Consider the following 15,455-nt stretch of genomic DNA (forward strand, 5'->3'; position numbering starts at 1 on the left):
ATGACATTTAATCTTCTACCTATAATCAAAATCCTGTACATTCTCGCTGTCGAGAAGAGTTGATATAGTAGACGTACGACAATGAAAGCCTTTACACGAGTTACAAGCAGACAAGAAGGCTTTCCAGAAGGAGCTTGCACATGAGAAAAATATCGGCCTTTCGTAGGGAAGGCTACGGGGCTTTGTATCTGATTTTGCTGCCTCCCTTGCTGTTGTTATTCCTTTTCAAATATGTGCCCATGGCCGGTATTATGATCGCCTTTCAAGACTTCAACATCTTTCAGGGAGTTATGAGTAGTCCGTTCGTAGGCCTGGCCCACTTCGAAGAATTGTTCCGGAGCGAACCGTTTTACCGGATCTTAAGCAACACTTTAATCATTAACTTCTACAAGTTATTGTTCTGGGTACCGCTTCCCGTCCTCACAGCCATTTTATTAAATGAGGTTCGCGTTCTTGTCTTCAAGCGCACAGTACAGACCATTGTGTACCTCCCTCACTTTCTGTCATGGGTCATTGTCGGAGGAATTTTCGTCAATTTGCTGGCCACGAACGGAGGCTTGGTGAACGATCTGCTGCTGATGTTCGGTTTGCCGCCGATCCGCTTTATGCTGGAGCCCTCCTATTTTCGGCATATTGTAGTCGCCTCGGCGATGTGGAAGGAAGTGGGATGGGGAACCGTCATCTACTTGGCGGCCATAGCAGGAATCAACCCGCAGCTGTACGAAGCGGCGATGATGGACGGCGCCTCCAAGCTGCGTCAGCTCTGGCATGTCACCCTACCGGGGCTAAGCAGCACCATCATGCTGATGGCTATCCTCTCGCTCGGCCACATTCTGACGAACTCGTTCGAGCAAATATTGGTCATGTACAATCCGGCGGTTTACGAAGTAGCCGATGTGATCGAGACCTACGTATTCCGCATCGGGATCGGGCAGATGCAATATTCCTACACGACGGCGGTCGGTCTCTTTACCGGAGTGGTCGGCTTGATTCTGGTCTTAACGTCCAACGCGCTGAGCCGCCGATTTTTCGGCAAAGGCTTATGGTAAGGAGGGAGGCTATGCATAATACACTCACCAGAGCGGATAAGGGCTTTGTCGTCTTCTGCTACGTCAGCCTGATCTTGTTCACCATCTCGGTGCTGCTGCCGATTATCAATTTGCTTGCCGTGGCCACGAGCGGGGAGACGGAGGTAATTGCAGGGCGAGTAACCTTGCTTCCGAAGCAGCTTCAACTGGACGCCTTCCATTTTGTGCTAGGCTCCAACCAATTTTTCACATCGTTTCGGGTCTCACTCCTCATGACGGCCGTCGGCAGCGTGCTGGGCCTGCTCTTTTCCATCATGGCCGCCTATCCGCTGTCCAAGCCGAATTTGCCCGGTCGGAAGGCCGTCCTGCTGGCATTCGTCTTTACGATGATGTTTAACGGCGGAATCGTTCCGCAATACTTGTTGATGCAGAAGCTTCACCTGCTGAATACAATCTGGAGCGTCCTGTTTCCGCTGGTTACCAATGTGTTCAATATGCTGATCATCAAAAGCTTTATGGAAGGGCTGCCGGAGGAAATCGAAGAATCGGCCAAGATGGATGGCGCCACTCCGGTTACCACGTTAATTCGCATTATTCTTCCCTTGTGTATGCCGGTGGTGGCGACGATCGGGCTCTTCTACGCGGTGGAAATCTGGAACGAGTATTTTCATTCGCGGCTATACTTGAGCTCTCGGTCCTTAATGCCGTTACAGCTGTATCTGCGAACGGTGATCTTCGAGGCGATGGACCCGTCGGGCGGCTTCACGCTGGATAGCACTACACTCAAGCTTGCGCCGCAGAGCATCATCAACGCAACGGTTCTGCTGTCGATGCTGCCGATGGCTGTGCTGTATCCGTTCGTGCAGCGGTTTTTCGTGCAGGGCTTGGTACTTGGTTCGGTGAAAGGCTGATTTTCAACTTCGTGAGAGGAGGCGATGCTCCCGACAGACGGGATGTACCGAATGGGAGTGAAATTATAATTTTATAAGGGGTGGGTAACCTTGGCATCGCGCAAATCTTATATCATGAGCATGGTAGCTGCATGGCTGGCCATATCGTTCGTATTCTCCGGCTGCGGGAAGAGCCCGTCGACGGAAACACAGAAGGACGCCGTCTCGACGGATTCGAGCAAACCGGTAACGCTGAAATACCTCAGCAGTACCGATAAGTTTAATCCGGACGAGGATTATACCGGCAAACGAATTAAAGAGCTTCTTCATGTAGAGCTGGTATCCTCCATGGGCACCGAGGCGGATAAGCTCAATATGATTCTCAGCTCCGGACAAGATTACGATATGATCAATCTCTCGGCCACCGCCCGCAATCTGCTCGGCACCTATATCAAGAACGGGGCGCTGCAGCCGCTTAACGAGGCGATCGATAAATATGGGCCCAACCTGAAGAAGGCTTTCACCAAAGAAGTATGGGACATGGTCTCGTCGGACGGCAAAATTTACGCCATCCCGACTACGAACTATACCGCCGTGGTGGATGGAATCGTAATCCGGGAGGATTGGCTCAAGAAGCTAAATCTCGCCGTTCCGACCACTCCGGATGAGCTGTACGCGGTGCTCAAAGCATTCAAGGAGAAGGACCCGGGCGGTCTCGGGGCCAAGAACATCCCTTTCAGCATGGCCGGAGCGGATACGGGCCTTGAAGCGAACGGACTGTCGCAAGCGTTCGGGATCGGCAAGTCTCCGACCTCCATTGTGGAGAAGAGCGGAAGCCTCGTGAACGGTCTGGAGACGAGCGGAGCCAAGGAATACGTCACTTACATGCACAAGCTGTATGCAGAAGGACTGCTCGATGCGGATTATCCGATCACCAAGAAGGATAAGTTGGTGGAGAGAATAGGAGCGGGTCTCGTTGGCGCCGCCTATATTCAGTGCTGGGATTCCGCCGCCCTCAAAGCTCTGCAGGCAAGCAACGCTGGCGCGAATTTGATTTACTTGGCTCCGCTTAAGAGCAAGGATGGCAAGCAGCTGGCCCAGGACACAGGGGGCTTATACCAGTTCCTGATTGTGCCGAAGACTTCGAAGAATGTGAACGAAGTAGTCAAGTACGCTAATGCTTTCCTCGATCCGGCGAATTACACCAAGTTGATTTTGGGCGAAGAGGGCGTCACCTTCAAGGTGGAGAACGGACAATATTATCCGATTTTCCCTGCGTTCAACGATCTGAATAAGGGCCGGTGGTTTTATCCGGTCAACGAATCCAAGCTCTATACTCCGCTGTTCGCGGCAAGGGCGCGCAAGGAAAAAGAAATGGGACAGCTGTGGGATGACGTGACGAACAAGAGCAGCAAATTCATGTACAGCGATATTACGAATTTTGCCCCGATGATGCCGTCTGTGGAGAAATACGGAAACCAATTGGACATTCTGGTCAAGGATCGATTGGTGAAGATGGTTCTAGACGCGAAGGAGCTGGACAAATTGGATGCGCTCGTGAACGAGTGGAAGGAAAAAGGCGGCCAAGCCGTCATGACCGAGTACAACAACTGGTATAAAAATCGTACGAAATGATTAGCTTCATGATGTAGTTGTGAACGATGAGATCCAAAATCCAGTGCTCAGCAGTGCCGAGGGATGAGTCCGCATGCATTGGGAAATAGGGAACCGCAAGCATTGGAAGCCCGGGGAGAAGACGCTCGGTTAAGCGCAAGCTCCCTTGGCGAGTCGCCCGTTCGGACTGTCTGCGGAAGTTGCCGGCAGTCGAGCGGGCGACGTTTGTGTGACTCGTCTTCTTCCTTGTGGTTGCGCCTTAGCGTACGCCCCACTCCCACAAGCCGAAGGCGGTTTTTTTGTCCAGCGGATGGCCGAGTTGCCTTGCCAACAGAGCGATTTGGCCCCGATGGTGGGACTCGTGCGCGATCAAATAGCCGAGGAAAGCCGTCGGGTGCGGCTTGAAGCCTTTGATTTTGCCTTCGGCCAGCCCTTTCTCCAGCAGTTGTTCAATCAGCGCCCCGGTTTGTTCCAGAAACGACCGCAATGCGTTCTTGTCCCCCGCGATAGACTTGTCCGGCTCATCGGCGCCTTCGATCAACTCGGGGGCGGACTGCTTCAGCCACATGAGGCGCACCTTGCTGATATGGTGCCACTGTTCCCCGATATTGCGCCCCGTCCTGCCCGGTGACGCCGTGAGCACCTCGTCCTGCAAAGCCTCCAGTAAATAAAGATTGATGCGCTGATGAATGTTCCAAGTTTCGACAATTGCGTCCGGCATTCCGGTTCAGCCTCCCATTCGTATTTACGTTGCCTACAAACCCATAGTATCATGAAATTGTGACAGAACCTGTCACCAATTGCCGCAAGGGATGGTCGATCTTGGCGATGAAGACGAAACGGCTGTTCGAACTGTTCATGACCGTTAACACGAAGCGCAAATTTTCCGTGCAAGAGCTCGCCGACGAATTCGGCGTGTCGCGCCGGACGATTCTTCGCGATTTGCAGGAACTGGCGGAAATCGGCGTGCCGCTCTATTCCGAAGTCGGCGCCCACGGCGGATATCGCGTATTGCGCGAGAAAACGCTGCCGCCGATCCGCTTCACGGAGGATGAAGCGGTCGCTTTGTTTTTTGCGGCGCAGTCGCTCGGGCAATATCTTGATCTGCCTTTCGAGGAGTCGACCGTCTCCGCGCTCAAGAAGTTTTATCATTACATGCCGTCCGAAGCCAAGGAGCGCATCGACTCGCTGCGCAACCGGCTGCTCTTCCGGGTGCCGGTGCAACATAAGCGGACGCCGCACCTCAAAGCGTATATGACCGCCGCACTGCAACAGAACGTCATCCGTATCGTCTACGATTCCGAATCCGGCGCCTCCGAGCGGGATGTGCAGCCGATCGGCGTCTACGCGATGGGCGGGCTGTGGTACGGGCCGGCGTACTGCTTCCGCAGCGAATCGTTCCGCATGTTTCGCATCGACCGCGTGCTGGACATCGCCCCGCCGGAACAGCCGCGGCAGCCGCTCGACCTGAGCAAGCACGGTCTTGCGCAATGGTTCGATTATCACAATCGGAAGCACGAGGTGAAGCTCGAGGTGCGGCTTACGCCGAAAGGCGTGCGCCGCTGCCAGTCCGACGAGTGGGTATCGTCCGACATCGCCGTGCAGGAGGATGGCAGCGGCGTCGTCCTCACCACCGTTGATAAGCAGTACATGGATTGGGCGGTGCAATATTTCATGGGGTTTGGCGAGGATGCCCGCATCGTCGGCCCGGATTACGCCGTTCATATGATGAAAGGGAAAATCGAAACGTTGCGGCGGCTGTACGAAGGCGCGGAGTCGTGAAACGAGACGCTTCCAGGATATCGCTCTACGCTATCACTCGGTGCGCTCTGCCCGTTCTTCCTGCAGCTGCCTCCATTCCGCTTCGCTTAAGCTAGCCGCTTCACGAATCAACGCAGCATCCGCACCAAGTGACAGCAGCTTGCGAGCTACTTGCGAGCTTTCCCTCACCGCATATAAGTAATGTTCCGAAAAGATGAAGATGCCGATGAAAACCGAACTTTGTTATAATAAGCCGCATAGAACATCCTGATGGATTGAAAAGCGGTGAGAAGCCTATGAAACTGGTTCGCAAACTGATTCGACAACGACAAATCGCCCTGTTATTGCTTCTTTCCATCGTGCCGGTGATTGGTTTCGGGACCTTCAGCTATTACACGAGCCTGGGGCTGATCGAATCGGAAGTGAAGCGAACGTCTGAGGTGGCGATCACCCAGATGAAGGAGCAGGTAGATCAGTTGCTCCGGCAAATTGAAGAAGTGACGGGACAATTTTCACTGCAGGCGGGTATGCTTCAATTCGTCAAAACCCAGGAAACCCCGTTGCTCGGCACGCTGCTGGCGGTCAACGACATCAGACGCGACTTGGCCAACTTCTCGTCCTCGATCCATGCGGTCGATTCGGTTTACCTCTACCATCGGAAGCAGCAGCTTGTGCTGACATCGAATGTGCTGTTCGATCTGGACAGCTTTACCGATACGTCGTGGCTTCCGACCTTGCGGCAAGCGGCGGCGGAACGCAAATCGAAGCTATGGATTACGCCTCGCACCATGGGCCGCGAAGCCGGCAAAGGTTCGGAGGCGCTCACCTACGTGCTCCCGCTGCCTTTCTTCTACGAGGAGCCCGATGCGGCGCTCATCGTCAACGTCAAGACCGGTGTCATCGCCGATATGATCCGCTCTTTTCCGTTAGACAGCCGGGGCGGCTTGCTCGTCTTTTCACCGGAAGGGCAGACGATTGTGCAGGCCGGCCAGCTACGGCTTGAGAAGCCCGACGCGATCGGCGCAATGCTTGCAGGTGGCGCTGCGATGGAAGGCGATCGGCCCGTCAAGCTGGACACAGAGGCCGGAGCGATGTACGTGACGACCGAACGTTCGGCTGGATACGGCTTCCTATATGCCATGCTGATCCCAACGGATGCGGCTTCGCGCAACGCGCAGCTGCTCAAAATATGGATTGTTGCCGCAACGGCGGCGTTGTCACTGCTGTCGCTGTTTGTCGCGTATTTCAATGTTCGGCGGTTTCAAAGCGGGTTGCGAAGCCTATTCCTGACGCTTCGCGGCAAGAGCGAAATGGACGAGCAGGAGCCATTCGACGCCGACTATGCCGATGGTTTCGCCCGGATCGAGAATGGTATTACCGCGCTGCTCAAGGAGATGGGGGACGTACGCTCGCAATGGAGCAGCCAGCTGCCGGTGCTGCGCGACCATTTCCTGCTGTCCGCGCTGCTTGGCAACAATGCCGGCATGGATCCATGGCTGCGTCAGAAGCCGGCCGAGACGGAGCTGTTCCCGGACCCGGTGTTCTGCGTGCTCGTGGCGGAAATGGACGCGACTAGCGAGAACAACCGCTTTCGGAGTGGCGAAGATACACGGCTGTTCCTGTTCGCCGTGGCGAATATCAGCCAGGAATTGATGCGGGGCAAGTTCGCGACGGAAACGGTTTTTTCCCGCAAACATGTGGCGGTCATTCTGAACATGCCGCAGCATGAGGCTGATCGTGAGGCGGTCCGGGCGGCGGAGACGATTCGTTATGCGGTTTCTGCGTACCTGAAGCAGACGGTGACGATCGCGGTCGGTAGACCGATCACGGATTTCCACGAGCTGTCCGTCTCGTATCAGGACGCGCTGCGAGCGCTGCAGGAAAATTGGCCGAAGGCGGGCAACGAGGTGGTGTGCTGGGGCCAAGAGCCGGAGACGCCTGTCTCCGTGCCGTATCCTGCCGAATGCGAAAGTGCATTGCTGACGGCAATTCGTGACGGAGACCGCGTGCAAGCCGAGCGGGAGCTGAACGCCTTCTTCGACGGGCTGAACGGCAGCCGACTTCCTTTTGCCCTTATCAAAACGTATGCCATGCAACTGCTTGTTTCCGTCATCAGGCTGCTGCAGGAGTACGACCCCGACCTAACGCAGGCGTTTTCCGGACGAAGTCTGTACGCCGAATTTGCTCAGTTGAACACATCCCCATCCGTGTGCGACTGGTTCAGCGAAACGGTTATAGCCCCGGGGATCGACTATCTGAACGGACTGAAGCGGCTGTGGATGGAAACGATGATGGAACGGACGAAGAAATTGATCGAGGAACGGTACGCGCAAGACTTGTCGCTCCAGCTCGCCGCCGATCAGCTCGGTATAAGCCCTTCGTATTTGAGCGAGCTGATCAAGCAGCACTGGGGGGAAACGTTCATAGCATACGTTACTCGATATCGGATCGGCAAAGCGAAAAGACTGCTGCTCAAGACGGAGTTGAACATCGCAGACATTGCCGCCGAGATTGGATATGGCAATGCCACGCATCTCATTCGAGTATTCAAAAAATTGGAGGGTATGACGCCGGGCGAATATCGCCTGCGGAACCGTCCCTGATTGTACGAAATGCGCCGCAGCCCCCAAGGCTTCGGCGCATTTTCCGTTTCAGCGGTCACGAAAATGTGACGATTGCACTGCTATCGGAAGCGGCCGTAAGCTGATGACATCGCAAGACACGCACTCAATGATGAGTCGAACGTCATGATAAGAGGAGGATCGAAAAAGATGGATATACGACGCGCGATTCCGAAGACCGGCGATTCGAGCAAGACCACAAGATGGCAAGGACAATGGCGCGTATATAAGCAGCACCGTGCGCTGATTGTGATGCTTTTGCCCGGACTGGCGTTATTTCTACTATTCAGCTATGTGCCGATGTACGGCATTATCATCGCGTTCAAGCACTTTCAGATAACGAAAGGCATTCTCGGCAGCCCTTGGGCCGGTTGGGAAAATTTCGAACGATTGTTCATGGGAAACGGGTTTATGAACGCGTTGCGTCATTCGGTGCTGATTGCTTTTCTGAAAATGGTGTTTGTATTTCCCGCGCCGATTGTACTGGCGCTGCTGCTCAACGAAATTCGGCTGACCTGGTTCCTGCGGACGATCCAAACGGTGACGTATTTGCCGCATTTTTTCTCGTGGGTCGTGCTCGCCGGCATTCTGTTCCCGTTTCTCGGCAGCGATGGCGGCTTCAACAAGCTGCTCGGTCTGTTCGGCATCCCGCAGCAGTTGTGGCTGCTGGAGCCGGATTATTTTTACGGCATGATCGTACTGACCGATATTTGGCAGTCCGCTGGCTGGGGGTCCATCGTCTACTTTGCGGTGCTGGCTTCCATTGATCCGAGTCTCTATGAGGCTGCGATCGCCGACGGCGCCAGCCGCTGGCGGCGCATCTGGCATATCAGTCTGCCGTCGCTCGCGCCGACCGTCATCATTATGTACTTGCTGTCGATCGGTCACTTCCTGTCGGTCGGCTTCGACCAAATTTACAACCTGATGACACCGCCTACCTCGGGAGTGGGGGAAATCCTCGATACGTACGTGCTGCGTCGGTTGTTGACGATGGATTACGAACTCGGCACCGCAGCGGGGCTGTTTAATTCGACGGTTGGACTAATACTAGTGCTTGTCGCCAATACGCTCGTCAAGCTGTATGACAAGGAGCGAGGGCTATGGTAGCGGGAAGGGGGTGGGGAATGTGAAGGCAACTTGGGGCGAGCGAACATTTGACTGGCTGAATGCCGCTTTCTTGACGATTTTCGGGTTTACGACACTGTATCCGTTGCTTTACATCATTACGCTTTCGTTCAGTACGCCGGCGGATGCGCTGGCCATGAACTTTTACTTGTTTCCGCTGCATCCGACACTGATGTCGTACGAGAAGGTGCTGGCCCATCCCGATCTGTTGTCGGCTTACGTCAACACGCTGATCCGGACCGGCGTGGGTATAGCCATCTCTCTAACGATGACGGCGACGATCGCATATCCGTTGTCCAGGCGCACATTTCCGCATCGGAAGCTGATTATGAAGCTATTCGTCTTCAGTATGCTGTTCAGCGGCGGCACGATCCCGATGTTCCTGCTGGTGAAAAATCTCGGCTTGCTCAATACGCTTTGGGCGCTTGTACTGCCCGGCGCGGTGTCGGCGTTCAATATGATTGTGATGCGCAACTTCTTCGAGGGAATCCCGACCGAGATACTCGAATCGGCGCGGATCGACGGTGCATCGGAAATGCGGGTGCTGCTGCGCATTGTACTGCCGCTGTCTGTGCCGGTGATGGCGGTTATGGCACTATGGGTCGGCGTCGCGCACTGGAACCACTGGTTCGATGCGCTAATCTATACGCAGGACAACCGATGGCAGGTGCTGCAGCTGTTCTTGCGCAGAACCGTCGTCGATGCGACCGTGTCGCTGACACCAGGCGAAGACATTAACCGGATCCACGAGGAGTATACGCCGGAGTCGCTCAAGGCGGCTACGATCGTGGCCGTGACGCTTCCGATTCTGTTTATGTACCCGTTCATCCAGCGGTATTTCGTCAAAGGCATCATGCTCGGTTCGGTCAAAGGCTAGGCGCAGGGCCTGGCGTTGCGGAACTGACATGCCGATATATAACCATATGCATACAGGAGGTTACGAGATGTTTGCAAAAAGAGGGATAAAAAGGTGGGCGGCGCTGGTCGCAGTCTGTTCGCTGACGCTCACGGCATGCTCGAACGGAGGGGGGACGGACGCATCCACGGCTTCGCCGAGCGCGACAGCAACTGCGCAAACCAAGCCGATCGAAATCAAATGGATGGTGCCCTCGGCGGATTTGACACCCAATTCCCGAACCGTTCAGGTACTGCAGGAGAAATTCAACGTCAAACTCAACTATTATTCGATTCCAAGCGCCGATTATGTGCAGAAGCAGCAAATTTTGCTCACCTCAGGCGACGTGCCGGATGTCTTATTCATCTTTGATCCGAACCAGCTGTTCAAATATGCGGGCCAGGGGCTGATCGCCGAGCTGCCGCTCCAAACCATCCAGCAGCATGCGCCAAAAACAAAAGCGGTGCTGGACAGCTTCGCCAAGCAAGGCTGGTTCTACTCGAACCTGAACGGCAAAAATTACGGCCTGCCGACCACCTATTTCACAGGCCAATTCAACTCGAAGCAAGGATGGCGGGTGGATCTGTTGAAAAAGGCCGGGGTTGATAAAATTCCGGAAACGATCGACGAAATGACCGCCGCATTCGCCAAGCTGAAGCAGATCGGCGTCTACGGCATGTCGACGAACGGCAACTCGTACTATATCCAGTTCTGGTCGATCTTCGGCGCTTACGGCGTCATGCCGACGCAATGGATGCTGAAGGACGGCGCGGTTGTCAACGGAGCGGTCGTGCCGGAAGCGAAGGAAGCGCTGGCGCTGCTGGCGGACTGGTACGCCAAGGGTTACATCGATCCGGAGTTCGTAACCGGCAAAGATCTGGACAAAAAGCTGGTCGAGGGCAAGGTTGCCTATTCGCATAATTCGTCTGTGGCTTCGTTCGACCTGAACAACCCGCAATCGGCAATCAACGCAATGAAAAAAATCAACCCGGAAGCGGATCTCCAAATGGCTCCGTTGCCGAAAGGGCCGCGCGGTCAGCAGGGCGGCTGGGCTTGGGGAACGGCGGGCAGCATCTTCGCGTTCGGCAAGCAGATGGAGCAGCAGCCGGAGAAGGTGAAGAAAGTGCTGGAGATCATGGAAGCGATGCGCAACGACGAGCAGCTATTCCTGGACGCCGGCGTTGGCGTCAAGGGCACGCATTGGGACTACAGCACGCCTGCCGACCCGCAGAGCGGCATCAAGTTCCTGCCTCCTTACGACGACAACGCGAAGCTTGCGACCGAAGGGCTGAAGAACAACTTTGACACGCTGTTCGCCGGTGGTCCGGCTCCCGCGATCTTCGAGAAGGCGCTGGGCAAAACGAGCGTCGAGCAGATGAACCGCTACAACAAGCCGGTATGGGACATTTTCGGCAAATCCGACGTGCTGCCGTCATCAGGAAAATATTGGGCCGATCTAACGAAGCTGAAGCTGGATACTTACGCCCAGATCGTGCGCGGCGACAAGCCCGTCTCGTATTTCGACAGCTTCGTCAAGCAATGGAACGAGATGGGCGGGGTGCAGCTGGAGAAGGAAGCAAATGAGCTATATAAATCGGTGTTAGGCAGCAAATAAGGAATGACTATCAAGGCGGCGCGCGGCGGTGCGCCGCCGTTTGGCGTTCCGCAGAGCGTGGCGGAGCGTGATGCCTGAGGGGAAACGGGAGGATGAATGCGATGGAATGCAAGCCGATCCGAATAGAGGATCATCTGCAGATGGCCGGATATGCATGGCCGCCAACCCTGCTCGGCTTCGTCCGGCCGGACGAAGAAGCAGTGGATCAATCGGCCTGGCTCGCAGACGGTAACGGCGATGCTGTACCGTTCCAATGGCGGCGGACGGATACGGCCATGCAGGTATGTCTGGTTGCCGATCTGCCGACGGGTGCCGAGCGACGATTTGTATGGCGCAGCGGAGAGGCGCCTGCGCACGGATCGAAGTACGGCCGGGTGACGGTTGTGCGGGACAGCGGAGGCGGCGTTATGGCGGATAACGGCCGGCTGCATGTACGGTTTGCGGAGGGGCGGCTCGAAGACGGCGAGCTGTTTGCTCTGCGTCTGGCCGGTTTCGACGCAGAGGGCGTCGCCCGCATTGACGGCGGCGGTCGCAATCTGCTTGCCGCGGAAGGGACGGTAACGGCGGCGGGACCTGTGTTTGCCGAATGCGAGTTTGTATGCCGCTTCGAAGGCGAAGCGGAGTATCGTGTGACCGTAACGGTTGCTGCCGATATGGACTACGTCGAGTTGCGCGAGCGGATGTCCGGTTTTGCCGCCGGCGAGAGTGCGATGCTCGTGATGGAGTGGCATTCGTTTGAGCCGAAGCGCCGGTATACGAAGCCGCGCAGCGAGGAGCCAATCGATCGCTACCTGAACGAGAACGGAGAGTTGCCGTTTCGGGTGAAGCCTTACGACAACGCGGTATGCTGGCAGCAGGCGAAAGCGGCGGCTTTTGCCGACGAAGCGGTCGCGGCTGCCGTGTTTGTCAAGGACAGCGGCTGCTGGGACGACGGCGAGTACGCGTTATGGGGCTCGCCGCAGTCGTTGGCGCTCCGCTTCCGTTGGTCGCGGCGCCGTCGGGCGCTCTCCTGGGAGTACCCGCTGGCTGCGGGGAATCGCTGCACGGCGATCGCTCTGTATCCGGCGATGCGGCGGGAAGCCGCAGCGCCGGACGAGTCTTATGTCGACGAGCTGTGGCTGTGGCACGAGTTCCTGTCGCTGGACAAGGTGAAGGACTGGACGCTGGCGTGGGAAGAGCGGCAGTCGGACTATCCGCGCCTATTCCGCGAGGCATGGCTGCCGCAGCGGATGCACACCTGGTGGGGCTACAACACGGCCAAGCCGACGCCGGCGGACATGGAAGCGATCGTCGACCGGTTGTCCTTTTGCCTGCACAAGCCGGGCGAGCTGAGCCCGGTGGCCGCGCGCGAATTTTATACATGGGCGTCCACGTTCGATTTGGCCGCTCCTGCGATGACGCCCGGCCAGTTCGACCGGCTGAAGGCAGCTTGGGCTTTCATGGCTTACGCACACAACGAGGAGTCCTTTATGCCGGTATTGAATATGCTAGCCGGACATCCTAACTTCCTCGTCGACGTGAGAAGCGTTCCTGCCTTGATGGCCGCACTGTTTCCCGCTCACCCCGACGCGCGCCGGTGGAAGGAGGATTTCGAGCGGGCGATGGCGCTGAATTCCAAGTACCACGTCCGGCCCGACGTACCCTACTGGGGTACCAGGGGAGGGAGACATACCGAGAATTTGGCCTGCTATACGTTGTATAATTTAAAGGCGATGTTAAATCCGGTCATTGCGCTTCAGCGGGTATGGGGCGAGCATACAGCCGCGTATCCGAATTATGCCAAGTGGTTATCGTGGCTGCTCCATGCGCTGACTGCCCCGGTCGAAGGGGCCCGTCACGTACCGTCGCAAGGCGCGCATGCCGGAGGACACGTCGACGATTATGCTGCGCCGCTGACACTGCGTACAGCCGCATTCGGCTTGCGCGCCATCGAGCCGCTGCTGGCCGAGCATCTGCTCCGCGTAAGCCCGGCCGATGCGCGGATCTACGCGGAGCGCGTGCCGAATACGGACATCTGGCGCGGCGCGGACGATGCGCCGCATGACGGCAACACGGGTACGCGGCCGCCGCTCCGCTCGGCGGCCTATACCGGGTACGGCTTCATCCTGCGGGCTGCCGTAGGCGAGGCGGAGGAAGCTTCGGTTCACCTGCAGCAGATCGACGAAGGGCCGAATTACCGCTGGGGGCGCGCGGGGCAAGGCGGCTGCGGCGTCATCACCTACTATGCGGGTGGCAAGAGGCTCAGCTTCAATCGCAAGGAGGATGTAGGCGACGACAACATGGGCGATGTACAGGCCTGCTGCAATTTCGGCGTCCTGTTCGGCCACGAGTTTCGCAGCGTCGGGCGCGGCGAGCTGACCGAGCCGCTGCTCGATCTCGGGTTCGCTCAGTTCGCCCGCGTGTTGGCGGGACCGTACGCCAGTCCGGCTTATCATTCGCGCAGCGTGCTGATGTCCGGGAGCGACTATATGATCGTCTACGATCAGGTCGGCGACATGCGGGTCCGAGGGCGGTTCGCCTGGTTCGTGCACGAGCGCGAGCCGTTTCCGACGATTTGTCAGTTGAAACCGGGCGTATCCGGTTACGACGCTGCGCCCGGCATTCCGGCCGAGGTCGGGCCGGGCGCTTACCGCAACATCAATGACGAGTCGAAGGGAAAGTACTATGACGGCAACGGTCACTTCCTGACGTTTGTTTCTCCTCACGGCAAAGGCGATTACGGCTACTTGCTCGGCGTTGAGGCGACGGCATACGGAGCGGTTGTGAAGCTGAACGACCGGCGCGACTTCGTGTTCCGCGACGAAGCCGCCGTTGCATTCGACGAAGGCGGCGTTTCATTCGTCGGTCATGCCGGTCTTGTTCGTCAGTACAGCGCCGAGAAGGCGGAAGCGGCCTTGTTCATCGGCACGCGTATCGGAGCCGCCGGCGTTGTCCTGGAGGTAGCCGCCGCAGGGGCGGCCGATGAGGCAGCCGGTGCCGGTGAACCTCGGCCGGTGGGCTACTCCTTTGCCCGCGAAGGCACCGCGCTCAGCGGCGGGTATGCCTGTCGCGGCGAAGCCGTCGTGACGCTGACGCTGCCGGAGCCGCTGCGCGGCGGAGCGTACCGACTGTACGTCGACGGGGCTGCGCTCGAGCCGCTGGAGGCGAACGGGGCTTGCATCGCGTTCCGGCTGCCCGCAGGGTGCGGCCGATGGGAGTGGACGGATCGGCTGCCGATCCCGGCTGCGGTGCAGGTAGCGGGGTACCGGGCGGCTTCAGGGTTGGCTGAGCTAAGCTGGCAGCCGTCCGCAGGAGCGAAAAGCTATGAAATCGCCCTTAGCGACGACGGTGGCACGACCTGGACTATCGCGGCGTCGGACATCTCCGGCGAGTCGGATGCGACGCTTCCATTGCGCTGGATGCTTACCGGAACGAACGGCTGGAAGCGCCATGTTCGAATACGGGGCATCAACCGCGACGGGAAGGGACCGTGGAGCGACGATTACCCCGTCTACTTGACCGGGGAGCCTCCGGAACGAGCGGACGGGCTGCGGGTAACGCGGACGAAACGTGGTTTCCGGCTGACGTGGGGCTGGCAGCTCGGGGCGACTGTTTACCGGCTGTACCGCCGGGAACGCGGTGGGGGTGGCTATTCAGTTGTCTATGAAGGCGAAAGGCCGGCTTACGACGACGAGTCCACCGATTCGGCGCTTGTCTACGAATATTGCGTCGCCGCCTGCAACGGCAACGGCGAGGGCCTTCCTTCGCCGCCACGGGACACCGCTCCAGGCGGGTTGGCCGACTGGGATCCTCGGCCGGACGAACCGTTCCGCCGCTACACGCGCAGCCACGAATACGGCTACAATGGATTTGATCATTGGGCAAACGAGAGCAAATCGGTGCTTTCGTACCCGGGGAGGTGAGTCA

At 57.4% G+C, this 15,455-nt stretch carries 10 protein-coding genes; 9 read left to right on the forward strand and 1 reads right to left on the reverse strand.

Going from position 1 to position 15,455, the window contains the following annotated elements:
- Nucleotides 1-140: 140 nt before the first annotated feature.
- From PKO02S_RS10825 to PKO02S_RS10835, 3 genes are all read left to right on the forward strand, one after another.
- A complete protein-coding gene (locus PKO02S_RS10825; RefSeq protein WP_127582475.1) occupies nt 141-1,049 on the forward strand; it encodes an ABC transporter permease in 909 nt (302 codons plus the stop codon).
- An 11-nt stretch (nt 1,050-1,060) separates the two neighbouring features.
- Nucleotides 1,061-1,939, forward strand: coding sequence for a carbohydrate ABC transporter permease (locus PKO02S_RS10830; RefSeq protein ID WP_164821389.1), 879 nt, complete (start codon nt 1,061-1,063; stop codon nt 1,937-1,939).
- A 90-nt stretch (nt 1,940-2,029) separates the two neighbouring features.
- Nucleotides 2,030-3,553, forward strand: a complete 1,524-nt coding sequence (locus PKO02S_RS10835; RefSeq protein WP_127582481.1) for a type 2 periplasmic-binding domain-containing protein — start codon at nt 2,030-2,032, stop codon at nt 3,551-3,553.
- 238 nt (nt 3,554-3,791) lie between these two features.
- Here PKO02S_RS10835 and PKO02S_RS10840 read toward each other — a convergent pair whose 3' ends face one another.
- Nucleotides 3,792-4,253, reverse strand: a complete 462-nt coding sequence (locus tag PKO02S_RS10840) for a DinB family protein (RefSeq protein WP_127582484.1) — start codon at nt 4,251-4,253, stop codon at nt 3,792-3,794.
- Between the two features lie 107 nt (nt 4,254-4,360).
- On the opposite strand from PKO02S_RS10840, the gene PKO02S_RS10845 reads away from it, so the two are divergent.
- From PKO02S_RS10845 to PKO02S_RS10870, 6 genes are all read left to right on the forward strand, one after another.
- On the forward strand, nt 4,361-5,314 hold the full coding sequence (locus tag PKO02S_RS10845; protein ID WP_246066927.1) for a helix-turn-helix transcriptional regulator: 954 nt from the start codon (nt 4,361-4,363) through the stop codon (nt 5,312-5,314).
- A 275-nt stretch (nt 5,315-5,589) separates the two neighbouring features.
- Nucleotides 5,590-7,896 carry a helix-turn-helix domain-containing protein gene (locus tag PKO02S_RS10850; RefSeq protein WP_127582490.1) on the forward strand — a complete coding sequence of 769 codons (2,307 nt, stop codon included), beginning with the start codon at nt 5,590-5,592 and terminating at the stop codon, nt 7,894-7,896.
- A 168-nt stretch (nt 7,897-8,064) separates the two neighbouring features.
- On the forward strand, nt 8,065-9,021 hold the full coding sequence (locus PKO02S_RS10855; protein ID WP_127582493.1) for an ABC transporter permease: 957 nt from the start codon (nt 8,065-8,067) through the stop codon (nt 9,019-9,021).
- A gap of 19 nt (nt 9,022-9,040) precedes the next feature.
- Nucleotides 9,041-9,916: a carbohydrate ABC transporter permease gene (locus PKO02S_RS10860; RefSeq protein ID WP_246066922.1), complete on the forward strand. Its 876-nt coding sequence runs from the start codon at nt 9,041-9,043 to the stop codon at nt 9,914-9,916.
- A 67-nt stretch (nt 9,917-9,983) separates the two neighbouring features.
- Nucleotides 9,984-11,549 (forward strand): extracellular solute-binding protein, encoded by a 1,566-nt coding sequence (locus tag PKO02S_RS10865; protein ID WP_164821390.1) that lies wholly within the window; start codon nt 9,984-9,986, stop codon nt 11,547-11,549.
- Nucleotides 11,550-11,641: 92 nt separating this feature from the next.
- The gene (locus PKO02S_RS10870; protein WP_127582503.1) at nt 11,642-15,451 is read left to right on the forward strand and encodes a fibronectin type III domain-containing protein; all 3,810 of its coding nucleotides are present in this window, start codon (nt 11,642-11,644) and stop codon (nt 15,449-15,451) included.
- The last annotated feature ends 4 nt before the right edge of the window (nt 15,452-15,455 follow it).

It is taken from the genome of Paenibacillus koleovorans NBRC 103111, assembly GCF_004000845.1.
Taxonomy (GTDB): Bacteria; Bacillota; Bacilli; order Paenibacillales; family NBRC-103111; genus Paenibacillus_AA; species Paenibacillus_AA koleovorans.

What these genes read in the sequence shown, in the direction of transcription:
- PKO02S_RS10855 (WP_127582493.1), top strand. Translation starts at nt 8,065, where the DNA reads ATGGATATACGACGCGCGATTCCGAAGACCGGCGATTCGAGCAAGACC.
- PKO02S_RS10865 (WP_164821390.1), top strand. Translation starts at nt 9,984, where the DNA reads ATGTTTGCAAAAAGAGGGATAAAAAGGTGGGCGGCGCTGGTCGCAGTC.
- PKO02S_RS10830 (WP_164821389.1), top strand. Translation starts at nt 1,061, where the DNA reads ATGCATAATACACTCACCAGAGCGGATAAGGGCTTTGTCGTCTTCTGC.
- PKO02S_RS10870 (WP_127582503.1), top strand. Translation starts at nt 11,642, where the DNA reads ATGAATGCGATGGAATGCAAGCCGATCCGAATAGAGGATCATCTGCAG.
- PKO02S_RS10845 (WP_246066927.1), top strand. Translation starts at nt 4,361, where the DNA reads ATGAAGACGAAACGGCTGTTCGAACTGTTCATGACCGTTAACACGAAG.
- PKO02S_RS10840 (WP_127582484.1), bottom strand. Translation starts at nt 4,253, where the DNA reads ATGCCGGACGCAATTGTCGAAACTTGGAACATTCATCAGCGCATCAAT.
- PKO02S_RS10850 (WP_127582490.1), top strand. Translation starts at nt 5,590, where the DNA reads ATGAAACTGGTTCGCAAACTGATTCGACAACGACAAATCGCCCTGTTA.
- PKO02S_RS10825 (WP_127582475.1), top strand. Translation starts at nt 141, where the DNA reads ATGAGAAAAATATCGGCCTTTCGTAGGGAAGGCTACGGGGCTTTGTAT.